Below are 26,019 nucleotides of genomic sequence, written 5' to 3' on the forward strand. Positions count from 1 at the left end.
TTCGGACGGTTCAATGATCGGCGCGGGCGTGCGGATCGACCCACCGGCTTCTTTTTCGGTTTTGGGGCGTCCGACGCTTTTTTCGGATGAGATGTCGAACGTCAGGCCGCCGTTTTCCACAGCCGATCATAAACGGCCGTCGCCGCGCCATCCGCGCCGCCAAGTTCGGCCTGCAGTGCGCGCAGGCGATAAGAGAAGAAGTGGAGTTGATATTCGCAGGTCACGCCCATGCCGCCGCTGAACTGATGAAGATCGAATGCCAGCTTGTTGACGTGATCCTGTGCATAAGTCGCGGCGATGTCGGCACCGACCGGGTCGCCGCTCCATGCCGCATGAAGAGCAAGGAAACGCATCCCCCGCGAAATCTGGTAACATTGAGCAAGGCGATGCTGCACCGCCTGATAGCTGCCGATGGCCCGACCAAAGGCAAAGCGTTCCTTCACATGGTCGACCGTGATGCGGACTGCCGACTGCGCGGCCCCAGCACTCTCGCACGCCAGCGCCACCCGCGCCCATTGCTGCAACAAGGCACCCGACCCTTCGCCAAGGTCGCGGGCCGAAGACCAGTCAGGTTCGACGGCAAGGCGACCATAAGGATAACCATAGATCGAAGACACGGCCTCGACGGTTACGCCCGCCATGTCGAGCAGCAACGCTCGATCGTCGCGCAGCACCAGCGCATAAGCGGCCACCGGCAGCAGTCGCTGGGGCTTGCGCCAGTCGCTGGTAATAATGGCGACCGGGCCGCTGAATACATCGCCAAGCAATGCCGCAGAGACCAGCGCCGAGGCTCCAATGCTCGTGACCACCGGCAGCCGCGATACTTCGAGCGCGACCAGCCCGGCTTCGAGCATCCCCATGTCCAGCCCGGCTCGCAGAAAGCCGCCTTCGGCCAACGCGGCCTGAAGATCGGCAGCATAAAAGGCATAGTCACGCTCATGACCCGGCGGCATCGTCTGCCAGCGCGTCCCCAGCGTCTCCACCGCATCGACCAGCAACTGCTGTTCGCCCGTCAGTTCCATATCCATCGTCAATTTCCCCGCGGCAAGTCGAGCGCGCCGCGCGCGATCATGTTCAGTTGCAGTTCGTAGGTTCCAGCAGCAATCGTCGCCGCGATATTCCCACGGTGAAATTCGCGCAGGATGGCATCGCCATCCGCCAGACAGTCGGGCACATATTCCATCAGGAAGTTGGTCAGGTCGGTACACGCTTCAGACGCCGTGATCCGACTGACATTGGCGTCGACGCTGGGCGGCGCACCCTTTGCGCGCTGATCGACCACGACATAGGTTAGCAGGCGTGCGGCTTCGAACTTGGCGACGATCCGCCCTACGCGAGCTTTGATAATGGGGTCGTTCCCCCTGCCCTCCCGGTCAAGCTGCGCAATGGCGCGGTCGAGCAGTTTGCGACCGACATGGTAGCGTGGAATGCCGACGCGTTCGAAACTGAGCGCGTAAGTGATAATGTCCCACGCCTTGCCCTCTTCACCCACGCGGGCGCTGCCGGGCACTTCAACGTCGGTGAAGAAAACCTCGTTCAGATGGCCGTCGCCGACGAGACCGGGGAAAGGCTTTACCTCAATTCCGGGGGTGTCCATCGGCACAAGGAAGATCGAAATATCCTTACGACCTGATCCCGTTCGCGCCAGCAGGAAACAGAAGTCAGCAAATGGCGAATAGCTCGTCCAGATCTTCTGGCCGTTGACGACATAACCGTTGCCTTTGGGCTCGGCGCGGGTTTGCAGCGCCGCGAGATCGGTGCCTGCGCCGGGTTCCGAATAGCCCTGACACCAGATCACATTGCCGCTGGCAATGCGACCGAGATGCTCCTGTTGCTGTTCGGGCGTGCCATGCTTCATCAGCGTGGGTCCGAGCCAGTTGACGTTCATATATTGCGGCCCACGCGGCTCGCCCCGCCACTTCATTTCTTCGGCAAGGATGAACTGTTCCCAGGGATCGGCGCTCTCTCCGCCCCATTCGGCCGGCCAGTGGCGCACCAACAGACCACGCTCGGCAAGTTTTGGACCGAACTCCCGCGAAAACGCGATCTGATCGGCCGAGCCATAGCCCTGCGGCGCATAATGCGTGCCCCAGTTGTCAGGGAGCAGTTCGTCGAGCGCGTCCCTGACATGGGCACGGTAAGCCTGTTGGTCGGCGGTCCAGGCAAACTCCATGAGCACTCTCTCCTTTGGCCGATTCTACGGCGGCAATGCCCCTAAAAGACATTGACATGGTTTACATGTCAATAGCACAAGGTAACCTATAACGAGGTGGAGATGATGAATGTTCTCGCTTAAGGGCAAGACGGTTGTGGTTACGGGCGGCGGACGCGGGATTGGACGCGGCATCGCAAGGGCAATGGCTCAGGCGGGTGCCGATGTGCTCATTACCGGGCGCAGTCCCGAACCTCTGGAGGAAACCGCTACGGAACTGCGCGCAATGGGCGCAACCGTCGGTATCGTCGCCACCGACATCATGAGTTTCGACGGCATCGCTGTGGTCGTCGGCGCAGCGATTGCGCTGGGCGGGAACGGTTATATCGACTGCTGGGTCAACAACGCGGGCAGCGCCTCAGCAGGCGATGTCGGGCCGCTGATGGACATGGACGAGCGCCAATGGGACGCGGTGGTCGATCTCAACCTGAAGTGGACGTTCTTTGCGGCACAGGCGGCAGCGCGGGTCATGACGCGCGGTGGGTCGATCGTAAATATCTCATCGCGGTCGGCGTCTCAGCCTTGCCCGATGACCGGCAATTACGGAGCGGCCAAGGCTGGCGTCGAGAATCTCACCGCAACGATGGCGGTCGAATGGGGGCATCTGGGCATCCGGATCAACGCGATTGCGCCGGGGGTGGTTTTGACCGAAAGCTCGTCGGCAATGACATCCGAAAGCCGCCGTCGCCGCCAGATCGAAACCGTACCGCTGCGCCGGTTAGGCGTGGTCGATGACGTTGGGCCCCTTGCGGTATATTTCGCATCCGACGAGTCGTCGTGGACCAGCGGCACTGTCGTTCAGGTGACCGGTGGAAGCCGTATTCCGGTCGGTGTCCTGACCTATCTACACCGCATGAACCGGGATGCCGAAGCGCGCGAGAGTGCGGACGGTTGAGCGAAGGCCCCTCCCCCGCGCTGATCCCTTTTGTGGGAAAGATCCGTGCGTCGGAACGGATTGCGGATGCATTGCGGCGTGAAATTATTGCCGGGCAGCCCGTAGCGCGCACGCCGGCGCTGATGGAGCGCTTCGGTGTCTCACGGCCGACGTTGCGTCAGGCGTTTCGCGTGCTGGAAAACGAACAGTTGATCGAGGTTCGCCACGGGTCGCGCAACGGTGTCCGCCCCTTGCGACCCGGTCCCGACAGCGCAGCGCGGATGGTAGGCCAGTCGCTACAGGCCTCGGGCGCGACGATCGAGCAATTGTACGAGGCCCGCGAGGCTTTCGAACCGTTTGCTGCCGCCCTTCTTGCGCGACGTCGCGACCGGCGCGACATTGCGACGTTGCGCGCCTCGCTCGGCGCATTATCGGCGCTTGTCGAAGCGCAGGCGTGGCCCGACTTGGGCGCTGCGCTGGCGCGGTTCCATCACGAACTGGTCGCGCTGACCGGGAACCAGATGCTTGCGCTGACGGCAGCGACGATTGCAACCTTGCTCGAACAGCACCAGCGCAACCGCAATTTGTTCATCGAAACCGATAAGCCGGACGTTGCGACGCTGGAGTTTCGCGGACGCGGCGTGCGTTCTATCGCTCGCCTGACCCGGCTGATCGAGGTTGGCGATGCCGATGGTGCAGAGGCGCACTGGCGAACACACCTTATCAATTCGGCGGATCACTGGCTGTCTGGGCAGGACCGTCACGCCGTTATCGACATCGTCGGCGAGCCTGCCTAATCGCCCTCCTGAAAAGGAGAGCGCATATGTTCGAAACCATTTTATACGATGTAACCGACGGCATCGCGACCATCACATTGAACCGGCCTGACCGGCTGAACGCATTCAACGGCACGATGTCGAAGGAAATCATTGCGGCATTCGACCTGACCGATACCGACGATGATGTGCGTGCCGTGATCGTTACCGGATCGGGCCGTGGTTTCTGTGCGGGTGCCGACCTGGGCGCTGGTGCCGCGACTTTCGATTATGCCACGCGGGACGGCCGCGGGCCGGTTATGGCGGATGGCACGATTGATTGGGCGCATCCAGACGTGCGCGACACCGGCGGCGTCACGACGCTGCGCATTTTCGAGAGCCTGAAGCCAGTTATCGCCGCAATTAATGGCCCGGCGGTCGGGATCGGTATCACGATGACGCTGCCGATGGATTTCCGCCTTGTCGCCGACGGTGCAAAAATCGGATTTGTCTTCACGCGCCGTGGCATCGTCACCGAAGCAGCGTCGAGTTACTTCCTCCCGCGCCTTGTCGGCATCCAGACCGCGCTCGAATGGTGCATGACAGGACGGATTCTGACCGCGGAGGATGTCCAAGCGGGTGGTTTGGCGCGCTCCAGACACGCTCCGGGCGACCTTCTGGCTGCCGCGACCGCTCTGGCGCGTGAGATTGCCGACAATACTGCCCCTGTATCAGTTGCGCTAACCCGTCAGATGCTTTGGCGCGGTCTTGGCATGGCTCACCCCATGGAAGCGCACCGGATCGACAGCAGGAGCGTCTATGCCCGCGGGCGGAATGCCGATGCCGCAGAAGGGGTCACCAGCTTCCTCGAGAAGCGCGCACCGACGTTCCCCGACCGGGTCAGCAATGGGATGCCAGCATTTTTTCCGTGGTGGGAGAATCCCGAGTGGAGTTGAGCCCCCTGCCCTCCTACACTGCTTAGAAGCCCAGAAAGGTCGTAGTTTCATCGACGGGCGCGCGTTCCGCATTGGTGCGGTTCGCGGCCTCGTCCGGGTCGGCATAGCCGATCGACATGCCGGTATAGAGCAAGTGACCGTCAGGAATCGGTACGAAACGCCTGACGGTTTCAGGCCATGTCACCCAACATTCCTGCGGGCACGAATCCAACCCCTCCTCGCGCAGCATTAACATCACGCTTTGCAGATAAATCCCAAGGTCGGCCCATTGTGGCAGGCCCATGTATGTCGGTGTGTGGACGAATAGGCCGACGGGCGCGTTAAAGAACCGGAAATTGGCGGTGAACCATGCAAGACGACCAGCCTTGTCCGCGCGCGGAATGCCTAGGTTGGCGTAAAGCAGCTCGCCAACCCCGAAGCGCCGTGTTCGATAGGGGTCGGGCAAAGCTTCGGGATAGACGGTATATTCGGGAAACTCGCGTTCACCCGTCGCGATCTTCAGCGCCACCGCATTGACCAGTACTTGTTTGGGCTCGCCCGTGATGACGACGATGTTCCACGGTTGAACATTGCCGCCGCTGGGAGCACGGGCAGCAAAAGCTAACACGCGGCGCAGAGTGTCGAGATCGACCGGTTTGTCGAGGAACCCGCGCACCGAACGCCTACTGGAAAGGGCTTCGCTGACCTTCATGATATTTACTCCTGCGTAATGCGCGAGCGATGACAGGATGCTTGGCATCAGGCCACAGCTTTTCTCATCCAAATTTCATGGAATCTGATCAGGACGGTTAAGAGAGTTCATAAGTCTATTATAGAGTTAAGCGGCACGGATACGGTCAAAAGAGCAGGGTAAAGCACGATTCGAGGGGGAGGGGCCGTTCCCGAAAGGTCGGCGTTGCGTTCCCGTAGGGTCGAGACTGGTGTTCCCGAAAGATCGTTGTGTCGTTCCTCATGGATCGAAAGCCGTTCCTGAAAGGTCGAAGGATGGCGTTTGCGCTACGACAACGCTGAGGAGAGGGCGTGCGATTGAATCAAATCCAACACGCGATCGCGGTTTCGCGTTCAATAATTATCCGAAGCGCCAAAAGCGCGGCCGATTATGAACGACGCAGGTTTGCAAACGTGTTTGATGCCGACACTTCGGGAACGCCGATTTTGCGGTCCCCGAACTTTCGGGAACGGCAAATCGCCTAACGCGAGGGCAGAGTGTGCCGGTTCTTCGCATCGTAGCGACGAACGAAACCGATGAATGCGGCCTGATAATTGACCGGCGTGCGCGTTGCGTCGCTGCCGACCCATTCGCGAAACAGGGTGTGGAGGTTGTGATAATCCCAACCTGGACATTCGCTCTGCAACAGAGCCAGCGTATCATCGGCGATGAAGCCCGCTGTTGCCCGGCTCGATAGTCCGGCAATCGAGCGTCGGATGAGGGCCCCTGCGTCAAACAGGTCCGGTGTGGTTGCCAAGGGAACGGGCCGCACAGGATCAAGGGCGAGATCGGATGCGTTGATGGGGAGGGGGCCTTTGCCACCGTCGCGGGAGTCTTTTTAATGGTGCGGGGTTTAGACGCTTCGCCGTCGGCACGGCGGCGCATCCGCAAGCTCGGCTCGCGCTTGCCCGCAGCTTGTTCGAGTGTGAGGGCATAACCGGGCAGTTCGTCGCGCTCGGCAATCTTGGCGAGTTCGAATTTGAAGCGGCGATACTGGCCCTCCGCACCTGACTTTTCGAACAATGTCGGCATAGAGATTGCGAAACCCGCTTCGCCAGCGCCGCCGGAGTGCTTGCGCGCAACTCGATAGAGCCAGCGTTCGCGGCCGCCGGTGATGTCGAAATATGCGCGGTCGATCGACAAGACGCCGCCGCTCATCGTCACGCCTTCATAAAACCAGTTCGATAGTTCGATGGTCATGCCGCGCGACCGTTCGGTGCGCTCATCGACAAGCTGGGTCCAGCCATCGAGCCAGCTGAATGTCGCCTCGCGCCTGTTCTCGGCACGGATGTTGGTCTTGACCGTCGTCGCGACGAGCCGGTCGAGCGCTTGTCCAAGAAGTTCATAGGCGCGACCGGTTGTGGGGCGACCGATGGCGCGCAACAGGTCATAGGGCATCAGATGAAGCTTGCGTGGGACGTCGTTTTGCCCGCGTCGCGCCATGTCGGCGAGCATTGACGCGCAATAGATTAACACGTCGGCGTCCCAAATGGTCGCCATGCCGTAATCCGGATTTGCCGAGACATGGACCCAGAGTTTGCCGTCGGGGACTTATAGTCGATCGGTTTGAGGCGTTTGGATTTGGCAAGGCTGAAGAAGGGGCGCTCCATCATCTCGCGTTGATCGCGAAGTGGGAGATCGGACAAATACGGCAGGAACAGGTCGAATGTTTCTGTCACGCGTTCGCGATTGGCCCGGGTCATTTGGCGTTTCCCCGGAGAAACGAAATGCCATTGCGCACCGTGTTTCCCTGGGGAAACACGGGCCACCAGCGCGGTATGTTTCCCTGGGGAAACATCGGGGCAACGCTTGCGCGCAGGGTTATCATCGCTTCAGGCCTTGCCCTGTCTCATCGAGGTGATCGAGTGCTTGTCGAAAGGCGTTGACCAACGTGTCGTTGTCGGCCCCTGATCCCGCATGAAGACGGAGCGTGACGCCCTGCCTGCTTGATGACAGCACGCTGAGCGTTGCGCGGCCTGCTCCCGTGGTGTGCCTGAACGGCTCAGGCTTGGCTTTCCGTTGATGTGGAGCATCGAGCAGGCGACGCAAGACATCGGCGAAAGTGTAGGGGGGCTCACTCGCCGCGCGCCGCTCCGCCTGTTCGGCTGCAATTACCGAGGCAATTGCCCGGATCGCGCGTGCCGATGTGTCGATATCGAGCGCCTGAGCCAATGCATAGGCAGGCTTCAACTGCACGTCGGAAAAAGATGCGAAGGCCGCGAGCACGCCATCCTCGATTCCTGCGACCTTGATCATCTTCGAAAGCCAACCCTTCGATAGCCGAAGGCGTTCGGCCATGCGCGTCAGTTGGCCGTTGTAATGCTCCCCAAGCGCTTCGGCATAATTGCGCGCGCGTTCGAGATCGGAGACGTCTTTGCGCGCACGGTTTTCCAGGTCGGCAAGGCGGAAGGCAGCCTCGTCGTCGAGCACTGCAGCCTGTGCGACGAACGCCACGTCGGGATAGGAATTGTGCCGCAGCCACGAAACCGCGAAGTGCCGCCGTGTGCCCGCGATAACCTCATATTCGTGATCGGCGTCCCCCTCGACCCGGCGCACGATGGCTGGGACTTTCTGGCCGCCTTCGGCAAGGATCGAATCGATCAGGTCGCGGCAATTCGCTTCGTTCAGATCCTGATAAATGCGGGCATTACCGGGCCAGATGCGGACGCGCGACGGGTCGAGTAAAAGCTGCGTGACCTGTCGCACTTCACCTGATGCGAGGCGGGCAAGCGCGGATTCTCGGCCGAGAAGCGTCGTTCCGCGCATCCGTTCGGCGCGCTGATCGGAGAAACTTGTTGGTGTTTCGGCCTCCGTCGTCCCGGAATTCTCTGGAGCTTCGTCAGCCAGCAGATCGGCCAGATATTCTTTTTGCTTATGTGCCATGATGGTTCCCTCTTTCGGAACATATCGCGAACATGTCCGTGTAGGACACCATTAAATCAAGCGGCTTCATTAACGATCGCCTCTTCGCTGGCGGGCTGGGTCCGCCCCCACCCGCGCCGGACCAGCAACTCGACTTGGCCAAGTGCTTCTTCAAGATTGGCGCGGCATCGTTTATGAGTCTTTGGCGTGCCGATCGGGCGTTCGAGTTCGTATACCGTCATCATGCGCATCGCTGCGTGACTGATTTCTGCCGATTCAAGGATCGCAACGGGCAGGAGCGAGGGGCCGAACGCCTGCTCCATGATCGATTGCACCATCGCGTGGCTGGGATCGTTGGCGTCAAATTTCGAACAGATCAGCCGTACGAAGTCATAGTTAACCTCGATCCCCGCCTCGCCAAGCTGGTGAATAACCTGATCCATCATCGACAGAAATTGCACCGTCGAACAGAAATCGGGCGTCGTTGCAGCGAGCGGCACCAGCAGCGCGTTGGCCGCCTGCATGACGGCCAGGCTGATCGTGCCCAGCGCAGGTGGTGGATCAAGGATCACAATGTCGTAATTCCGCGCCAGATCCTGCAAGCCGTTTTTTAACTTGCGGAACCTTGCGGCCAATACGCCACCTTCCGAACCCGAAGCTGCGAGTTCATATTCGACATCGAATAGCTCGAGGTTCGACGGAATGAGATCGACGTTGGGCCAGGCTGTCTTTTTGACGGCATAGAGCAGATCAGTCTGCGTCGGGTCGATCGATAGATAGGGATAGAGTGTTTCTTCACGCGTGATGTTGAAATGCGGGTTGAAGCCGAACAGCGTCGTCGTCGTCGCCTGACTATCGCAATCGACCACCAGCACGCGGTAGCCGAGAACGCCGAAATGATGCGCAAGATGGGTGGTGACGGTCGATTTACCGACGCCGCCTTTGAAATTCTGGACTGCAATGATCGCTGGTTTGTCGAGCGGTGCGCGGGCAGGGGAGGCACCCAGCACTTCGCGCATGTTCATCAGATCTTCCATTGTATAGCCGAGCCTGCGGCCGGTTTCGGAAGCTGGCGGCGCGGGAAGGCGATGATCCTCTTCTGCCATGCGAATACGATTGGTCGAACAACCCAACAGGGCTGCGGCTTCGGCAATGCCAATACGGACGTTGAGGCTTTTCCGGCTATCTGGCAGAAAGGCTTTTCGGCGGAGGCGTTCGATCATGCGTTCGCCAGCGTCAGCCAGTTCGCCGATCCGCGTCGCATCTGAATGCATTTGTCGTTCCCCCGGCTCGCCTGAACCCCAGACGGCCGAATAATGGCAGAAAAGCTTCAATTTGACAATGGGCGCGCGAAAATCGCTTATAAGTATCTATTTAACGTCGCTGTCTGGACGATATAGTGGCAGGGAATGGGACTGACGACCCTGCCTTGGCCTAAGACTGGCCTGCCTATGGAGACGATTGATGGCAAGCGACAGTTTACTCGACGAGATCAGGCTGATGGCACGGGCGGATCATGCCTATCGTTTACCCCGGACCGACAATCCTTATGCAGCAGGCGACCCGCGCGCTGCCGCATGGACCGAAGGGTGGCAGGCCGAGGACGACCGTGTTCACAGGCTCGACGAAGAGATCGTCAAACTTCCGCGCTTTCGCGTGCTGATCGAGATCGTTTCAGGCTCCGAGGTGCTCGTCGCGCTCGATCGTGAGGAACTGGCAAATTACAGGGTTTCCAACCTGAACGGGGTCGATGCACGTAGCGTCACCTATGAAAGCGACGAAGCGCGGGCGCGCTTTCCTGACCGCGACAATGTCCTGATCCGCGTGACAAACGAGGATGATGGCGGGATGTTCGACTGAGATGGCAGGGGCTTAGCGCCGTACCAGAAACGCCTCTGCCCGTGCGCGTTCTTCGGACGTCAGCGGTGCGGAACGGCCACCCGCTGTCTTTACGATCACCAAACGGCTGAACACGTAGCAGCGGTCGTCGCGAAAGAATCCGAGAACCTCTCGCAAGGAACTGTTGCCGATCTCTTCGATACCGACGCCGATAATGAGCGAGCCGGGATAGGTTACTTCATGCAGGAAGCGGAAATTGCTTTCGACGATGTGGAGTGCGTGACCAGCCATCCGGTCGCCCATGATCTTTGTATGGACATCCTCGCGCGCATCGTCGGCCAGGGCGGCAAGCTTGCCATTAGCGACATGGCCGTTGCCACGGCTGTCCGACTGCCGGAGCGCGGTGGTGTAGTGGTACGGATAATGGGCAAGCCGTAATCCGGCATCGGAGGCCATTTTATCGCCGGTGATCGTTTCGTTCGTCAAATCATGACCCCTGTTGGAAGGCGCTCTATCCCGGCACCGCATCGTTGCGTCAACCAAACGCCCGCAGCGCTGTAAGCATCCGATTGAAGTGATCGACCTTCCATCCGTCCTGATCCTCGCCCCACCCGGTTTTGCCGTCATATTCCCAACGCATGAGCGCGTTGGAGCCCGCGCCATGTTCGCACATATGACTGACGGTAAAGCCCTCCGCTTCCATCGACCGGCCCTCCTCATCGACGAGGAGTACGTCCATATGTTCGCTCCAGCCGGTATCGGGCGAGCGCCAGCTTTTCATCCAGCTTTGCGTCTTGTCGAGCCGGGTGAAGCGACCGTCTTTCAGCAACCAGCCCATGTTGAGCGGCGACCGGCCGTGTGCGTCGCCGTCTTGCGGACGCACGAAGCTGAGAAAGCCGGTCTGATCGTCGGTGTGGCCAAAGATATACTGGATTCTGCCACGCCCGCGTTCGCGCTCGATCTCGCGCCATTTCGGACCACCGGGATGTAATATCTTGGCAGGTTTTCCGGCATATTTCTGTGACGAGGCATGTGCACCCTCACGCGGTCCCCAGGTGCGGTCGCGAACCGACCAGCAGTCGATGGGAATTCGTTCTCCGCGCAGTGTCAGCGTGCCGGTGTAGCGGCCAAGTTGATCGAGGTGCGGATTAAACATCGCAGGCGGTTCGCCGGGCGTGAACCGATGCGGCGGGTGACAGGCGGTAAAATCGAATTCGAGCGCAAAATCTGCTGCCGGATCGGCATATTCGACGCGGTATGCCATCAGCGGATCGACCATCTTCAGTGAATAGCCGCCCTCTGGAAACACGATATCGCGCAGGTCGGGCGTGCCGGCCATATCGACGCCATCAGCGATCCGGTAATAGGCGAGGCGGGCAGGGTCGGCGCCCCTGTCGTCCCATGCGAACACCCGCCAGCGCAGCTTTTGCGTGTTCGGATAATAGGCCGAATGGACCCAGATGCCGATCTTGCGCTCGGGGATGTTGATCGACCACCAGTTGGTTTCGAGATTGAGCGGATTGTCGCTGAGTGTGTGATACTGGTCGTCGGCAGGCACGAACGGCGTGTCGCGGGTGATATTCACGTTCTCGTTGGGTGTCAGGGTGCTCATGCTGCAATCTCCATCTGCTCGAGTGTCGTTACATGCGCTGCAGCATTATAAGGACGCAGCGCGTCGAAACGGCCTGTCGCAACCAGATTTGCCCAGTCGGGATTGGCAATCAGCGCGCGTCCAACGCCTGCCAAATCGAAGTCGCCGCGCGCAAGCATTTCGGCGAGTTGGCCGAGACGTTCGGTTGTAACCTTGTTCCGCGTCGGACCGCCCAACAGGAATTCGCCCTCCAGCCCAATCGATCCGACCGTCATCGAGGCCTTTCCGGTCAGCTTTTTTGCCCAACCGGCGAGATTAAGTGGGCTTCCCTCGAACTCAGGCTCCCAAAAACGCCGGGTGGAGGCGTCGAAGACGTCGACACCCGCATCGGCGAGCGGTTCGAGGATTTCGGCAAGGGCATCTGGGGTCGCGCCGATCTTTGCGGCATAATCCTGACTCTTCCATTGAGAGAAACGGAACATGATTGCGAAATCGGGGCCGACTGCGGCGCGCACTGCAGTGACGATTTCAGTGGCAAACCGGACGCGGTTTGCAGTCGATCCGCCATAGCGGTCGTCGCGCCGGTTTGCGCGGTCCCAGAAGAACTGATCGAGCAGATAGCCGTGTGCGCCATGGATCGCGACGCCGTCGCAGCCGACTGCCTTGGCATCGGCGGCTCCTTTGGCGAACGAGGCGATTATTCCCTCGATCTCGGAAATGGTCAGCGGTTCGGACGGGCGACGTGGCTTCGTCGGAGCAGGGGCGGTGCCATTTGCTGCGGCACTGGTCAGATCTTCTTCGGTTAGTGTCGAGGCGGACACATTTGGCGTTTCGGGATTATGGGCACGACTGCGGCGTCGAGCGAGGCCAGCGTGCCAAAGCTGCGGGACGATCGCGCCGCCTTCCGCATGGACAGCCGCGGCAACGGAACGCCAGCGGGCGAGTGCGGATTCTCCATAGAAATGCGGAATTTTGGCCGAATAATGGGCGACATCGTGATCGATTGCCGTGCCTTCGGTGATGATGAGCCCGGTTCCGCCCGCCGCGCGCCGGGCATAATAGCCATCGACCTCGTCAACGAGCACGCCATCGGACGCGAACTGGCGAGTCATCGGTGACATGACGATGCGGTTGTGCAGGTTCAGCGACTTGCACTGGAACGGCTGAAACAGCGGCAAGAGATCCTGAGTCGTCATTGGCATAAAAGCTTCCTGAAAAACTGGCATTTGCAGCGCGTCTATATCGTCCGATACACGACTCCAAGTGTACATCGCTGTCTAAGTGAACCTTGTGGCAGGGATTCGTTGTAAGCCACCGCGAATCTTCATAGGGTCGGCTCACAGCCAGATTGAATCGGCGTGCAGGAGAGCTTGATGACCGAGACAGCGTTTGCCGGTGCCAATCGTACTTTGATCCGGGCATTCATGGATGGCGCGGCGCTTTTTCCGCAGGCCGAACTGGTGGTTTCGTCGGCACAGCGACCGGGAACGCACCGGTTGGCCGATGTGCTGGCCGATGGTCTGCGCTTTGCCGCCGGTTTGCGCGCACGCGGGATCGGCGAGGGCGATATCGTCGCGGTGCAGCTTCCCGCGTGGAGCGAGTGGATGGTAGCCTGTGTCGGCATCGCGTACGCCGGGGCGGTAATGCTGCCGATTGTGTCGATTTATGGCGCAAAGGAAATGGGCTTTATCCTGCGCCAGTCGGGGGCAAAGCTGCTGGTGACGCCCGACAGCTGGCGCAATGCCGATTATGGCGACGTCCTGGTCGCTTGTGGCAATCTGCCAGCGCTGGCAACGCATGTCGTTATCGGCGATGCGGTGCCCGCGGGTGCCGTAAGCTGGGATGTCATGCTTTCCGGTCAGGACGACGCGCCGCCTGCCGAGCGTGATTCGGACGATCTGGCGATGCTCGTTTATACATCGGGAACGACCGCCGATCCCAAGGGCGTTTGCCATTCGGGCCGGACTTTGCTGTCGGAACTCGCTGCCGTCGCCCATGCTCGCCGCAAGATCGTGGAGATCACTCTGTCGCCGTGGCCGCCGGGTCATGTCGCTGGAGCCTGCACGATGATGCGGTATCTGGCACAGGGCAGCAAACTGGTGCTGATGGATCAGTGGGATGCAGGCGACGCGGCGATGCTGATCGAGCAACAGCACGTCAGTTCATGCTCGCTGACGCCCTTTCACCTGACCGGCATTCTCGATGCCGCCGAGCGCGATGGTCGCGATCTGTCCAGTCTGGTCAGTTGCCTTGTCGGTGCGGCACCTGTGCCACCGACGTTGATCGAACGGTGCGCCGCACGCGGGCTGAACACGTTCCGCTGTTATGGATCAAGCGAACATCCAACCGTCACGATGGGCGACCCGTCGGACACGATAGCGACGCGACTAACCACCGAAGGGCGGATCATGGCAGGGTCGGAAATGCGCTTCGTCGATGACGATGGTGATGAGGTGGCATCGGGGGCCGATGGCGAAATGGTCACGCGCGGGCCGGAACTGTTCACCGGCTATTTTGATTCCAGCTTGAACGCGGCGGCATTTCTACCAGGCGGATGGTACCGAACCGGCGACATCGGCCATTTCGATCGCGACGGCTTTCTGGTCATCAGCGATCGCAAGAAGGACATCATTATTCGCGGCGGAGAGAATATCTCGTCGCGCGAGGTCGAGGATATCATGCTCGCCGATCCGGCGGTGCTGGACGTAGCGGTCGTCGCTTACCCCGACACGCGCATGGGAGAGATCGTCTGCGCCTATGTCATCGTGCAACCGGGTGCCAGCGTGACGCTCGACAGCGTCCGTGCCTATTTCGCACAGAGCAGCGTCGCGCGGCAGAAAACGCCCGAACGCATCGTTCTGGTCGATGAATTTCCCCGCAACAGTACCGGTAAGGTGCTGAAACATGAATTGCGCGCCCGGGCGCGTGCCGAAGCCAAGGAACACATTGCATGAGTGAAATCATTACTGTCGCAATCGAGGACGGTGTTGCCACCGTTACACTCAACCGTCCCGAGGCGATGAACGCGCTGTCCAAGGCGCTGCGTTCTGAACTGTTCAAGGTCATGACGGCCATCGACGCCAATCCGGACGCGCGCGCGGTCGTGCTGACGGGAGCAGGAACGCGCGCCTTCACCGCTGGGCTTGACCTGAAGGAACTGGGGACGGAACCCGGTGCACTGGGCGCTGCCAATGCCGAAGGTGCCGATGAAAATCCGGTCAAGGCGATCGAAGTTTGCCGCAAGCCCGTTATTGGCGCGATTAACGGAGTCGCGATTACCGGTGGGTTCGAAGTTGCGCTGGCCTGCGACGTGCTGATCGCATCCACCAATGCGCGCTTTGCCGATACGCACGCGCGTGTCGGGATCATGCCGGGCTGGGGCCTGTCGCAAAAACTGTCGCGGAGCATCGGCATCAGCCGGGCCAAGGAACTGTCGTTCACCGGTAATTTCCTTGACGCGGCAACCGCCGAACGCTGGGGTCTGGTTAACCGCGTAGTGTCGCCAGAGGAACTGCTGCCGACCGCACAGGCGCTGGCCCGCGATATGGCGTCGATCGATCCAACAATGCTGAAGGCGTATAAGGCGCTGATTGATGAGGGTTACGCCGCGAGCTTTGGCGACGGACTGGCTGTCGAACATCGCGTTTCGTCGGCGGCGAATTCCACTGTGACGCCCGAGGATGTCGAGGCACGCCGTCTTGCGGTGCAGGCACGCGGGCGGACGCAGTAATCATGCTGACGGTCATAACCGGTGCCGGTGGCGGCATGGGTGCGGAGACGGCGCGGCGCTTTGCCGGCGAGGGGCCTATGCTGTTGTGCGATGTCTCGGAGGCAAAGCTCGATGCACTCGTCGCGTCGTTACCGGCCGGCGCGCATCGCGTTGTCGCGGGCGATCTGACCGACTTGGCGGTTCTCGACCGAATTGTGGCCGGGGTTGCGGGGGGCGATGGCCTGGGTCGGCTGGTTCATACCGCTGGCCTGTCGCCGACGATGGCGGATGCGCGGCGCATTCTTGACGTGAATCTATGTGCAAGCGTCCGGCTGGTGGATGCGTTGCTGCCTTATGCCAACGCGGGCAGCGTCGCGCTGCTGGTGGCGTCGATTGCGGGCCATTCGGCGGCGACAGACCGTGATAATGATCTCGACGATCCGAATGCCGAGGGTGCGCTCGACCGGATTGCGTCGGGGCTCGATCCCTATGCCGGTTACAGCTATTCCAAACGCGGCGTGATGCGACTGGTCGAGGCGCGGGCGGCAGCGTGGGGCAGGCGTGGGGGCCGCATCGTCTCGCTTTCGCCCGGCTTGATTGACACACCGATGAACGAGGCTGAATTTGATGCCAACCCGATCATCGCAAGGATGCTCGCTGCCACGCCTGTGCCGCGCATGGGGCGGGCAGCGGAGATCACCGACGCGGTCGCTTATCTCTGTTCCCCTGCGGCAAGCTTCGTCACCGGGACCGACCTGCGCGTCGATGGCGGCATCGTCGCTGTGATGCACACCGATTCCAGTTTCGGACACTAGACCATATGTTCGCCTGCCATGCCTTCCTTCTTGCCGGCCGAAATGGCATCAGGCGCAAATGAAGTATGAAAATATTGTTGTTCGCGTCGGGCGTATGCCGCTCCCCGGCGCTCTGACCGCCGATGCTTACGAATATTGTGCGGAGCCACTTGAAGCGTTGAAGCCCGGAGAAATTCGTATCGAAACAATTTATGCTTCGATCGACGCGGGCGCGCGAGGGATGCTTGACCCATCTGCGAACTATCCAATGCTGCTGCGACCGGGCAACCGGGTGTACACGTCCGGGGTGGTGGGGCGCGTGATTGAGAGCCTTGACCCCGCCTTCGTGCCTGGTGAATTTGTCCGTGCACTGTCGGTAACCCGCCAGAAATATCTGACCGTTGCGCCAAAGCGCACCTTAGGTGTGCGCAAAGTCGATCCGAGCGACGGTCCCCTTCATATCCACATCGGCTCATTGGGCATGACGGGCTTCACTGCATGGATCGGAACCTTCACGATTGGTTTGCCCAAGCCGGGAGAGACTATGTTGGTTTCGGCTGCCGCCGGTGCAGTAGGCTCAGTTGCCGGCCAGATTGCCAAAGCGATTGGTGCACGGGTTGTCGGCATCGCGGGCGGAGCCGAAAAGTGTAGTGCTGTGGTCTCGCGCTTCGGCTTCGATGCCTGCATTGATTATAAATCCGATGGCCTCGGCGAAGCGATGGACGCGGCTTGCCCCGTCGGCATCGACATCTATTTCGAAAATGTCGGCGGCGCTATTCAGAAGCTCGCTATGGAGCGGATGAATATGTTCGGGCGGATTATAATGTGTGGTCAGGTCTCGCAATATGACGGCAACGGCGGCGGTAGCGAGGGCGGCCCCAATCTGATGAATGTTATCAACCGACGGCTTAACTTGCGCGGTTTCATTTCGAGTGACCACATGGACGCGTTCCCCGCATTTGAGCGCAGCGCTCTTTCGCTGGTTCGCTCTGGAAAACTGATATCCTATGCGACCGTGACTAAGGGGTTCGACCAATTGCATGATGCCGTCAATTCACTCACCCAAGGGCGCAACTTCGGCCAGCAGGTTCACCAGATGGCGGACGATCCCATGACGAGTGATTGCTAACCGGATCATGTTGCTGCCAGCACGCCGGACTTGCGTGTAACTATCCAACTGGCAGCAACCACCAGAGCGGTTGTTGCTGCAATACCAAAAAACTGTCCGCGAATGCCCATCATCGCCTCGTAAGGCGCGCTCAGAAAAGGGCTGAGGGCGCCGCCAAGGTACAGGCAGGTCGTCATCGCGCCAAGCGCCCGGGGCACGATGTCATGCGGCGCAACGCGCATTCCCCAGGTCCAGATCGCGGTTAATCCGAACCCGACACTGACGCCCGAAACCATCAGCCCAATGGCGAATTGGATCACCGTCGTTCCGGAACCAAGAATGCACATCGCAGCGGCCAGCAACAGAAACGAGGCGCGCAGCACCGTATTGCTGGAAAAGCGTAACGCGATGCGACCGGCCAGCACCGAACTGACAGAGACTGAGGCTGCGTTGATGGCATAAAGGGTTGCTATCGTCCGGTGATCGCCAATCCCGGCAAGGGCCATGACGAACGGGGTCTGCACGCCGCTCATCAGCATCATGGCGAACCACGCGAACCCGACAAGGCAAACCGGCACTATGGGGCGTAACCGTCGCAGGTTGCCGATCATGTTTTCGGTTTGCTTCGGCAGCGTGGGAACACGCCCCGCCAGCAACACTGCTGGCAGGAACGCCAGTGCGACGGCCGCATGGAGCAGGAAAGGGGCACGCCACCACCAGCTTGCGGTGAAGCCCGCAATCAGGACAAAACTGATCCCGGCAATCGCCCCGGCACCGATAATCAGCCCATTCATCCGGGCGCGCTTTGCGCCGCGATAATAAATGGCGATCAGCGAATTGCAGGCCGTTGTCATGACTCCCGCAGCGCCGCCCATCAGCAGCCGGGCGCCAAGGAATGGATATGGCGCGTCCAGCAACACGCCGGCCGAACCGGCCACGGCAAATACGAACATCGACAGGAGCAGCATCTGGCGAAGGCCGAACCGTTCGATCATCGATCCGGCGAACAGTGCGCCCGCCATCACGCCGAAAAGCGGGAGGGTGCCGGCAAGCTGCGCAAAAAAGCTGCCACCCGCACCACCGCCGAAATGATTGGCAAGGTCGCTCATAATCGGGGCAGAACGTCGTAAAGCAGCGCGCCAGAGAAGGTGGCGGTGAAGCAGGCGAGGGCGATCATCGCCCGCCGCGCCTGTCCCAAAGCCAATGCCGGCGATGGTTCGTCGTCTCCTTTAGTCGGTGCAATCCCGTGGCTGGCCATATAGCCTATCCTTGTCCTATGCTCACCACCCGCATTCGAGCTTGCGCGTTGGCTAGGACATCAAAACCAAGATGTCTAACCATGTCAGGGCAGAATGATGGGCAGGCGATCGTTGCGAGGAGACGAGATGAAATCCAGGGCATCAATCAGCTATCGAATTAGCCTGATCTCACGGTTGCAGCGTACCCGATTCGACGCGCGCGCCCGTAGTCTGGGCATCACGCGCGCGCAGTGGCGGGCGATTTATGCGATCAGTCATGAAGAGGGTGCGTCGCAGCGTCGCATCGCGGAGATGATCGAGGTCACCGACGTTACGGCGGGCCGCCTTATCGATCGGCTGGTCGATAACGGCTGGGTCGAAAGGCGGGCCGATGCGACCGACCGGCGTACGCATCGCGTTCACCTTACGCCGCTCGCCGGGCCGCTGCTGGAAAAACTGGCGGCGCTGGGGACGGATGAGGAAGCGATTGCGCTTGCCGGTATTTCGGAGGAAGATCGTGCCGCCACTCTTGCCGTGCTCGACCGGGTTAGTGCGAACCTTGAAGAAGCCTCCAGATGCCTGGGAGCCGACCCTAAGATATGGTCCCAGGCCTGCTGACGGGGCCGCTTATTGAACTAAGTGAGATTGCAGACTCGGGATTTGTTTGTAAGGACTATCGGGAAGAATGGGCCATGGGCCCTGTAGTTCAGACCCGAGGTGTTGCCGATGTCTTCGATGAGTTTTCCCGAACCGGATTATATGGCCGACGAGGAAATCCGCATGTTCCATGATTCCGTGGGACGTTTTCTCGACCAGAGCGTGGATCAAAAGCGGATCGCGAAATGGCGTGAAGACGGGCAGGTTGAACGCGGGTTCTGGCGCGAAGCGGGCGCGGCCGGATTGCTGGGCGTATCGGTTCCCGAAGAATATGGCGGGCATGGAGGCGATTTCCGTCACGATCTCGTCGTCGTCGATCAGGTCCATCGCAAGGAGATCGAAGGCTTTGGCGCGAGTCTCCATAATGTCATCGTCACGCCGTACATCCGGTTGCATGGGACCGAGGAGCAGAAGAAGCGCTGGTTGCCGAACCTTGTCACGGGTGAGCGCGTTGCAGCCATCGCGATGAGCGAACCGGGTGCAGGGTCCGATCTACAGGCGATCCGCACGACCGCGCTGAAGGACGGCAACGGTTATCGCATCAACGGGTCAAAGACTTTTATCTCGAACGGGCAGGTTGCCGACCTTATCGTGGTGGTTGCGAAAACCGATCCTTCATTGGGTGCGCGGGGTATTTCGCTGCTCGTAGTCGAAACCTCTGAGGTCGAAGGTTTCCGACGGGGGCAGAATCTCGACAAGATCGGGAACGAGGCACAGGATACTTCGGAACTGTTTTTCGACGATGTCTGGGTGCCGTCGGAAAATCTGCTCGGCCTCGAAGAGGGCAACGGTTTTCTCCAACTGATGTCGGAATTGCCGCGTGAACGGCTGCTGATTGCGATCAATGCGGTGACGACGATGGAGCACGCGCTTGCCGTGACGGTTGATTACGTCAAGGAACGCAAGGCGTTCGGACAAACGGTTTTCGATTTCCAGAACACCCAGTTCAAGCTTGCCGAAATGTACGCCAAGGCGCGTATTGCCAAGACGTTCATCAACGATTGCACGGCAAAAGCGATCGCGGGCACGCTTGACAATACGACGTCGGCTATCGCCAAATTATGGGCGACCGATACCGAATGGGAAATCGTCGACCAGTGTCTGCAACTGCATGGCGGCTATGGCTATATCAACGATTATCCGATCGCGCGGATGTTCCGCAATTCGCGAATTTCGAGAATCTATGGCGGATCGAACGAGATTATGAAGGTGTTGATCGCGCGCTCGCTCTGAGCAGATGCGGCCAGGACCGGAGGTGGAGTCAAAGGAATGAATATGTCTGAAACCGATACGATCGACCGCGTAATCACTTGCGAACGCATCCACAACTTTCGCGATTATGGCGGCTATTCAACGTCGCATGGTCGCTTGCGAAGTGGATGGCTTTATCGGTCCGCACAACATTTTGATGCGAATGCCGCAGACCTTGCGCGAGTGTCCGGGCTTGGGCTGGCGGTGGTTATCGATTTGCGTGGCCGGAGCGAAAGGCGTGAAGCGCCGTGTCCGCGGCCTGACGGTTTCGATGCCGAAATCGTGTCGATCGAGGACGAGACTGTAACACAGGCTCCTCACATCGAAGCGGCTCGCGCAGAGATGACGGCTGAAGAAGCGCGCGCATCGATGGCGAACGCGTATCACACCATGCCTTTTCGCCCGGTATTGATGCAGCTTTATACGCGGTATTTTGAAAAACTGGCCGAGGTCGATGGACCCAGCCTGATCCATTGCCTCGCCGGAAAGGACCGCACGGGCATTGCGGTCGCGCTGTTACATCATGTGGTGAATGTTCACCCCGACGATATGATGGCGGACTATCTACTGACCAATGTAACCGGAAATATCGAGGCGCGCGTGCGTGCCGGTGGCCGCCACGTTAAAGCGCGCATGGGCGAAATGTCGGACGATGCGCTGCGTGCGCTGATGTCGGTGGAGCCGATGTTTCTGCAAAACGGCTTTAAGGCGATGGCCGAGCAATATGGCAGCATCGACGGATATCTGAGTGAGGGCCTGGGCGTAACGCCCGAGCGGCGCGAAAGGATTATCGCGCGGCTGACCGTATAAACGATCGGTAAGCAAGGGGGTAGTGGTCGGTCCGGGACTTGTGCCCCGGACCGACTGAAATCCTAGTGAAGTTTCGCGACTTCCGACTTCGTCAGCGATGTCGAAACGGCCGCATCCGGGGCAACGACCAGCGAGCTGGCTGGGATCGTCACGAATTTCGAGTTGAAGATGATCTGGACCGAACCATCGCTGTTGATGCGATCGATGGTGCCGAGACGCGTCATGTTGGCGTCGCGCAGCGTAGCGCCGCGCTTTGGTGCTGGCGCCGTCTGGGCAAGGACAGGGGTCGCGATGAGAGCGAGGGTCGCGATGGCAATAGTGAGACGCATGTGCTGATTCCAATATGTTACAAATAACGATCGGTGCGCCGACCTTACGCTAGCTAAGTATTAGCAAGCGTAAGGTTGTCAAGTCTTTTTGGTGCGCCGCAACATATTTATTTCTCACAGGAATGCGCGAAGGTCGCCAAGAAAGCCGTCGAACTGATCATGGTGAAGCCAGTGCCCCGCATTGTCATAGGTAACGACCCGTGCTGATCGGAAGTGCGATGCCCGACCGTCCTTTGCAGGGTTGGATGCCCAACTGTCGTTGCCATAGGCGAGCAGCGTCGGGCATTCGATCCGGTTCCATAATGCGTGAAGTTCATCGTCGGAAATATCGAGCGGCGGTGACGAACGAAGGTAATTGTCGAATTTCCAGCTATAACTGCCGTCCTCGTTGCGGTTGACGCCGTGGATCGTCAGGTGCCGCGCCTGTTCCTCCGACAAATGCCGGTTTTCGGAACGCATACGGCCCAGCGCATCATCGATCGACGGATAACGCCGGGGCTGACGTGAGCTGAGGGCGCGACGTTCGTCGATCCAGTCGCGCCAGCGGTCGGCAAATCCGCCGGCCGACTGTTTTTCGAGGTCGTTGGGCGACAGGCCGAGTCCCTCGATCGCGACCAGTTTGCGCACGCGTTCCGGGTATAGGCCGGAATAACGCAGCGAAATCGCACCGCCGAGCGAATGAGCGACGATCGAGACGGGTTCGGTGCCCTGCTGATGAATCAACTGCGCCAGATCGCAGATGAAATAGGGCATGGTATAGGCTCCGTCCGGCGACCATGCGCTGTCGCCGTGTCCGCGCAAATCGGGCGCGATAATATGCCAGTCGTTGCGGAGAGCACGAGCGATCCGGTCCCAGCTGCGCGCATGGTCGCGCCCGCCGTGAACAAGGATCAGCGTCGGCGCACCCGCATTGCCCCAGTCAAGATAGTTCAGCCGCAGGCGCTGGGAAACGAAGCTGTAGGACGTCGGGCCAATATCGTCGGTAATGTTCATGCGTCTGCCTTGGATCGTAACGTTAGCGCGTGTTTGCGTGCGCTTCGCCGTCAGGGCAAGTCTGCTTCGAGCCAGACCCGCAGCGCGTCAGCCACGCGCACCGGTTCCTCCATCGGCGACAAGTGGCCGCTGGCGGTGAGTATGTCGAGGGTCGCGTGGCGGACAATCTCTGCAATTTCGATGCTGCGGGCAGAAGCGACGATACGATCGGCGTCCGCACCGATGGCAAGAATGGGCACGCGAGTGCTGGCGAGCGCGGGGCGCGCGTCTGGGCGCCCCATCGCCGCGCGCTGTTCGCGCACGAAGCGTTCTGGTTCCGCGCGTAACAACAGCGCCTCCACCTGGCCCAGGTCGATTTGCGAGTCGGGGTGGACGAGCGCGGGGGCGAGGCGACGGACGATGGTGTCATAGCCGTGACGGGCGACCGCATCGATCGTTTGCAAACGAGCGGCGCGCGCATCGTCATCGTCCGGTGCAGCGCTGCTATTGATAAGAGCGAGTCGTGTAACGCGCGACGGGTCTGCACGCTGGACGGCGAGTGCGACATAGCCGCCGAGCGAATGCCCGGCGACCGCGATTGGGCCGGTCGTGCGCGCGAGGATATCATCGGCCATCGCGGCGATGCTGTCACCGGTCGCGACCATCGGGTGGCAGTCGGCGACATTGCTGAGCAGAGTTGCAACTTCGGACCAGCTTTCGGCATCACCGGCAATCCCGCACAACAGGATCAGCGTTTGCCGGTCAGCCATTCGCCAGCGTTTCGTACAGGATCAGCGCGGCGGTGACACGGTCGGCGATGGCTTGCGCATCGGGGAGGCGGCTGGCGTCGCTCATTATGCCCATGTCCAGCATCGCGCCGTTGCGCCGTGATGTTATGTTCAGGAAACGGCCGCTGCCGATGATCGGGACCGGATAGTTCGCGGAAAGGGTCATTCCGGCGAACCGCAGTGGTTCGGATGGGCCGGGGACGTTCGACAGGGTGACATTGCCGGGCAGCAGACGTGAACCTTCGGCGGTACGGTCGGCGAACTTTGCGCGGCGGTCGCGCGGTCCGAACGGGCGTTCCGGCGCCCCGAGCATCGCTTCATCAAGGTGGGTGCGTGCACGTTCGTTGGCCATCGACGCCTGAATACCGCGCAATCGGGCGATCGGGTCGGCGAGGTCGGTGGCAAGATGCGGGTGCAGTGCAACGATACGATTGCCGAATGCGCCATGTTCGACACGGCGATAACTGCGTGCGGAATTGACCACGATCGGCGTGTCGGGAAGGTCGTCGATAGCCAATAACGTCTTACGGATCGCAGTTGCGGCGATGGCGAGAAAAATGTCGTTGATCGTACCGCCCAGCGCGACGCCCAGCGCTTTCACGCGCGCCAGTGGCAGGGACACGGTGGCGAGGTTGCGCTGTGCCGAAGTCGGTCCCGACATCCTGAGCGTCGGCGTACGCGCACGGGCGGTGTCTGGATTGCCTTTACGCGCTTCGAGTTCGGCGAGGGCGGCGCGACGTTGGGCCGAATGGGCGGCGGTAGCTTCGGTGAGGTCGGCGAAACGGGCATCTGCGGCGGCGCGCCACGTCTGGTCATCGGGCAAAGTAGCGTCAGCAGCGCGAGACGGGGAGGGGGCCTCTGCATCGCTCAGGCGGCGCAGGATTTCCTGAAAACCGATTCCATCGGCCAGCGCATGATGGGTCTTCAGGTAAACCGCGCCGCCCGTGCTCAGGCCATCGAAAACGAACGCGCGAAACGGAGGGCGACTGAGATCGAGGCGCTCCATTGAAAGCCGGGCGATCTCTGCGCGCAGTTGCACGGGGTTCAGCGGCGTCGAAACGCATGTGACGTGATAGTCGAGGTCGCAGCTCGCCAGATCGGCCCAGACGTCGGAATCATAACCGTCGGGCGCTTCGACCAGACGGACGAGCAGCGGCGTTCCGGGCAGGCGTTCGGCAAATTGCTGCCGGACCGTGGCGGCAAAATCATCAGTCACGCCGTCGAACAGCAACAGCGCGCCGACGTGCATCGGCGACGCATCGGTTTCCGACAGGATCATGAAGTGATCGTCGGGCCGCAGCGGGGTCAGGCCGTTGCTCACACGACCGCGCCCGTCGCGCGCAACGCTGCGATGGCTGCGGGGTCGAGGCCGATTTCGCCGAGGATCGCATCGCTGTGTTCGCCATAACTGGGGCCACCACGCAATGCGCCGACGGGGCGTTCATCGAACTGCGCGGGACTGGCACCGACGAGATAGCTTGTCTCCGCATCCACGTCGACGCGGGTGACGAAGCCGTTCTCCAGCGCCTGCGGGTCAGCAATGACCTCGGACGAGTTTTGCAGCGGTGCCCAGACGCCCTCCATACCGGCGAGGGCGCTCCGCCAATGGGCAAAATCATGCGCGGCGAACACGCGATTGAGTTCGGCGACCAGTGCCGGAGCATTGGCCGCGCGTGCGCTATGGCTGGCATAGCGGGCGTCGTCGATCAGGTCGGGTCGGTCGATATGCCGTGCGAAATCGGACCACCAGCCATCGTTCAACAGACAGATGCTGAGCCAGCGATCGTCACTGGTGCGATACACGTTGAGCAGCGGATTGTGCGCCTCCGCCTGTGGGGTGGCCTGTCCGCGCGGCGCGCCGATGCTCGCCATAATCACTGACTGCGACATGATGTAGGTGCCGACCATGTAGAGTGCGTTGTCGACGACCGATCCCTTGCCGGTGCGTTCGCGTTTAAACAGCGCGGCGGCAATCGCTCCCGCCAGTGTCGCGCCCCCGCAAAGGTCGCCAACCGAGCCGGGCTGTTGCGGTGGCTCGCCGCCGGGAAAGGTCTGACTATAGCCCGATCCCGAACGGCACCATGACGACGGAAAGTCGAACCCGCCATCGTCGGCCAGCGCCCCATTCAGGCCATAGCCGGTGCCGCGCGCATAGATGAGCCGGGGATTGCGTGCCATCAGGGCGGCGGGTTCGATGCCGAGTTTTTCCCGTGCGCCGCGCCGCAAATTGGTGACGAACACATCGGCACTGTCGAGCAGGAGATCAAGTTGCGCACGTCCGGCGGGTTGCGTCAGGTCGAGCGCGATGGATCGCTTGCCGCGATTGCCCGCTTCGAAAAACGGATTGACCTTGCCGCCGGTGCCGGGGAGCCGGAGATTCCGACCGGGATCGCCGCCACCGGTCGCGCGCTCGACCTTGATGACATCGGCACCCCAGTCGGCGAGTATCATCGATGCTGCGGGGACAAAGGTGTGTTCAGCCACTTCGACCACGCGCACACCCGCCATCACGTCGTACATTATCACTCTCCTATTGGAGGGGCCGGGCCGTTATCCGCCCGGTCC

General features: G+C 60.6%; 26 protein-coding genes and 1 pseudogene. 11 read left to right on the top strand and 16 right to left on the bottom strand.

Annotation, left to right across the window (positions count from 1 at the left end; genetic code table 11):
- Window positions 1–101: 101 nt before the first annotated feature.
- Window positions 102–1,028: an acyl-CoA dehydrogenase family protein gene (locus D3Y57_RS03275; protein ID WP_121151299.1), complete on the bottom strand. Its 927-nt coding sequence runs from the start codon at window positions 1,026–1,028 to the stop codon at window positions 102–104.
- Window positions 1,029–1,030: 2 nt separating this feature from the next.
- Window positions 1,031–2,173, bottom strand: coding sequence for an acyl-CoA dehydrogenase family protein (locus tag D3Y57_RS03280; RefSeq protein ID WP_121151301.1), 1,143 nt, complete (start codon window positions 2,171–2,173; stop codon window positions 1,031–1,033).
- A 109-nt stretch (window positions 2,174–2,282) separates the two neighbouring features.
- On the opposite strand from D3Y57_RS03280, the gene D3Y57_RS03285 reads away from it, so the two are divergent.
- The 3 genes from D3Y57_RS03285 to D3Y57_RS03295 are packed head-to-tail and all read left to right on the top strand — an operon-like array spanning window position 2,283 to window position 4,797.
- The gene (locus D3Y57_RS03285; RefSeq protein WP_121151303.1) at window positions 2,283–3,107 is read left to right on the top strand and encodes an SDR family NAD(P)-dependent oxidoreductase; all 825 of its coding nucleotides are present in this window, start codon (window positions 2,283–2,285) and stop codon (window positions 3,105–3,107) included.
- Window positions 3,104–3,883, top strand: coding sequence for a FadR/GntR family transcriptional regulator (locus D3Y57_RS03290; protein WP_162986914.1), 780 nt, complete (start codon window positions 3,104–3,106; stop codon window positions 3,881–3,883). Before D3Y57_RS03285 ends, D3Y57_RS03290 begins: the two co-directional genes overlap by 4 nt.
- Window positions 3,884–3,909: 26 nt before the next feature.
- Window positions 3,910–4,797, top strand: coding sequence for a crotonase/enoyl-CoA hydratase family protein (locus D3Y57_RS03295; RefSeq protein ID WP_121151307.1), 888 nt, complete (start codon window positions 3,910–3,912; stop codon window positions 4,795–4,797).
- 22 nt (window positions 4,798–4,819) lie between these two features.
- Here the strand turns inward: D3Y57_RS03295 and D3Y57_RS03300 are convergent, their stop codons facing one another.
- The 4 genes and pseudogenes from D3Y57_RS03300 to D3Y57_RS03315 form a co-directional block, all read right to left on the bottom strand.
- Window positions 4,820–5,488, bottom strand: coding sequence for a nitroreductase (locus D3Y57_RS03300; RefSeq protein ID WP_121152095.1), 669 nt, complete (start codon window positions 5,486–5,488; stop codon window positions 4,820–4,822).
- 499 nt (window positions 5,489–5,987) lie between these two features.
- Window positions 5,988–7,209: pseudogene (locus tag D3Y57_RS03305) on the bottom strand (replication initiator protein A).
- Between the two features lie 121 nt (window positions 7,210–7,330).
- Window positions 7,331–8,389, bottom strand: a complete 1,059-nt coding sequence (locus D3Y57_RS03310) for a ParB/RepB/Spo0J family partition protein (protein ID WP_121151309.1) — start codon at window positions 8,387–8,389, stop codon at window positions 7,331–7,333.
- A 56-nt stretch (window positions 8,390–8,445) separates the two neighbouring features.
- Complete coding sequence (locus D3Y57_RS03315) at window positions 8,446–9,642, bottom strand: AAA family ATPase (RefSeq protein ID WP_121152096.1); 1,197 nt, start codon at window positions 9,640–9,642, stop codon at window positions 8,446–8,448.
- Between the two features lie 190 nt (window positions 9,643–9,832).
- On the opposite strand from D3Y57_RS03315, the gene D3Y57_RS03320 reads away from it, so the two are divergent.
- The gene (locus D3Y57_RS03320; protein WP_121151311.1) at window positions 9,833–10,228 is read left to right on the top strand and encodes a hypothetical protein; all 396 of its coding nucleotides are present in this window, start codon (window positions 9,833–9,835) and stop codon (window positions 10,226–10,228) included.
- Between the two features lie 12 nt (window positions 10,229–10,240).
- Here D3Y57_RS03320 and D3Y57_RS03325 read toward each other — a convergent pair whose 3' ends face one another.
- The 3 genes from D3Y57_RS03325 to D3Y57_RS03335 are packed head-to-tail and all read right to left on the bottom strand — an operon-like array spanning window position 10,241 to window position 12,994.
- Entirely contained in the window at window positions 10,241–10,693 is a 453-nt protein-coding gene (locus D3Y57_RS03325; RefSeq protein WP_162986915.1) for an acyl-CoA thioesterase, read from the bottom strand.
- Between the two features lie 49 nt (window positions 10,694–10,742).
- On the bottom strand, window positions 10,743–11,819 hold the full coding sequence (locus D3Y57_RS03330) for a DUF7064 domain-containing protein (RefSeq protein ID WP_121151316.1): 1,077 nt from the start codon (window positions 11,817–11,819) through the stop codon (window positions 10,743–10,745).
- Complete coding sequence (locus tag D3Y57_RS03335; RefSeq protein WP_121152097.1) at window positions 11,816–12,994, bottom strand: NADH:flavin oxidoreductase; 1,179 nt, start codon at window positions 12,992–12,994, stop codon at window positions 11,816–11,818. Before D3Y57_RS03335 ends, D3Y57_RS03330 begins: the two co-directional genes overlap by 4 nt.
- 177 nt (window positions 12,995–13,171) lie before the next feature.
- Here D3Y57_RS03335 and D3Y57_RS03340 point away from each other — a divergent pair, with 177 nt between their 5' ends.
- Genes D3Y57_RS03340 through D3Y57_RS03355 form a run of 4 tightly spaced genes read left to right on the top strand, consistent with a single transcriptional unit; the run spans window position 13,172 to window position 17,430 of the window.
- Window positions 13,172–14,752, top strand: a complete 1,581-nt coding sequence (locus D3Y57_RS03340; protein ID WP_121151318.1) for an AMP-binding protein — start codon at window positions 13,172–13,174, stop codon at window positions 14,750–14,752.
- Window positions 14,749–15,528, top strand: a complete 780-nt coding sequence (locus D3Y57_RS03345) for an enoyl-CoA hydratase (protein WP_121151320.1) — start codon at window positions 14,749–14,751, stop codon at window positions 15,526–15,528. The genes D3Y57_RS03340 and D3Y57_RS03345 overlap by 4 nt, the downstream gene beginning before the upstream one ends.
- Window positions 15,529–15,530: 2 nt before the next feature.
- Window positions 15,531–16,322: an SDR family NAD(P)-dependent oxidoreductase gene (locus D3Y57_RS03350; protein WP_121151322.1), complete on the top strand. Its 792-nt coding sequence runs from the start codon at window positions 15,531–15,533 to the stop codon at window positions 16,320–16,322.
- Window positions 16,323–16,380: 58 nt separating this feature from the next.
- Window positions 16,381–17,430 carry an MDR family NADP-dependent oxidoreductase gene (locus D3Y57_RS03355; protein WP_121151324.1) on the top strand — a complete coding sequence of 350 codons (1,050 nt, stop codon included), beginning with the start codon at window positions 16,381–16,383 and terminating at the stop codon, window positions 17,428–17,430.
- Between the two features lie 5 nt (window positions 17,431–17,435).
- On the opposite strand, the gene D3Y57_RS03360 is transcribed toward D3Y57_RS03355, so the two are convergent.
- Together D3Y57_RS03360 and D3Y57_RS20005 are read right to left on the bottom strand one after the other, a co-directional pair.
- Complete coding sequence (locus tag D3Y57_RS03360; protein WP_121151326.1) at window positions 17,436–18,518, bottom strand: MFS transporter; 1,083 nt, start codon at window positions 18,516–18,518, stop codon at window positions 17,436–17,438.
- Window positions 18,515–18,667, bottom strand: a complete 153-nt coding sequence (locus tag D3Y57_RS20005; protein ID WP_162986916.1) for a hypothetical protein — start codon at window positions 18,665–18,667, stop codon at window positions 18,515–18,517. Before D3Y57_RS20005 ends, D3Y57_RS03360 begins: the two co-directional genes overlap by 4 nt.
- 127 nt (window positions 18,668–18,794) lie before the next feature.
- Between D3Y57_RS20005 and D3Y57_RS03365 the strand changes: the two genes are divergently transcribed.
- The 3 genes from D3Y57_RS03365 (at window position 18,795) to D3Y57_RS03375 (ending at window position 21,365) form a co-directional block, all read left to right on the top strand.
- The gene (locus D3Y57_RS03365; protein WP_162986917.1) at window positions 18,795–19,265 is read left to right on the top strand and encodes a MarR family winged helix-turn-helix transcriptional regulator; all 471 of its coding nucleotides are present in this window, start codon (window positions 18,795–18,797) and stop codon (window positions 19,263–19,265) included.
- Window positions 19,266–19,373: 108 nt separating this feature from the next.
- Entirely contained in the window at window positions 19,374–20,537 is a 1,164-nt protein-coding gene (locus D3Y57_RS03370; RefSeq protein ID WP_121151331.1) for an acyl-CoA dehydrogenase family protein, read from the top strand.
- Window positions 20,538–20,579: 42 nt separating this feature from the next.
- Complete coding sequence (locus D3Y57_RS03375; RefSeq protein WP_121152098.1) at window positions 20,580–21,365, top strand: tyrosine-protein phosphatase; 786 nt, start codon at window positions 20,580–20,582, stop codon at window positions 21,363–21,365.
- A gap of 62 nt (window positions 21,366–21,427) precedes the next feature.
- Here D3Y57_RS03375 and D3Y57_RS03380 read toward each other — a convergent pair whose 3' ends face one another.
- The 5 genes from D3Y57_RS03380 to D3Y57_RS03400 form a co-directional block, all read right to left on the bottom strand.
- Complete coding sequence (locus D3Y57_RS03380) at window positions 21,428–21,694, bottom strand: hypothetical protein (RefSeq protein WP_121151333.1); 267 nt, start codon at window positions 21,692–21,694, stop codon at window positions 21,428–21,430.
- A 114-nt stretch (window positions 21,695–21,808) separates the two neighbouring features.
- Window positions 21,809–22,687 (bottom strand): alpha/beta fold hydrolase, encoded by an 879-nt coding sequence (locus D3Y57_RS03385; RefSeq protein ID WP_121151336.1) that lies wholly within the window; start codon window positions 22,685–22,687, stop codon window positions 21,809–21,811.
- A gap of 50 nt (window positions 22,688–22,737) precedes the next feature.
- Window positions 22,738–23,436 (bottom strand): alpha/beta fold hydrolase, encoded by a 699-nt coding sequence (locus tag D3Y57_RS03390; protein WP_121151337.1) that lies wholly within the window; start codon window positions 23,434–23,436, stop codon window positions 22,738–22,740.
- Window positions 23,429–24,775 (bottom strand): wax ester/triacylglycerol synthase domain-containing protein, encoded by a 1,347-nt coding sequence (locus D3Y57_RS03395; protein WP_121151340.1) that lies wholly within the window; start codon window positions 24,773–24,775, stop codon window positions 23,429–23,431. The genes D3Y57_RS03390 and D3Y57_RS03395 overlap by 8 nt, the downstream gene beginning before the upstream one ends.
- Window positions 24,772–25,974, bottom strand: a complete 1,203-nt coding sequence (locus D3Y57_RS03400; protein ID WP_121151341.1) for a CaiB/BaiF CoA transferase family protein — start codon at window positions 25,972–25,974, stop codon at window positions 24,772–24,774. The genes D3Y57_RS03395 and D3Y57_RS03400 overlap by 4 nt, the downstream gene beginning before the upstream one ends.
- Window positions 25,975–26,019: the final 45 nt, after the last annotated feature.

It is taken from the genome of Sphingomonas paeninsulae (assembly GCF_003660165.1).
GTDB lineage: Bacteria > Pseudomonadota > Alphaproteobacteria > Sphingomonadales > Sphingomonadaceae > Sphingomonas_O > Sphingomonas_O paeninsulae.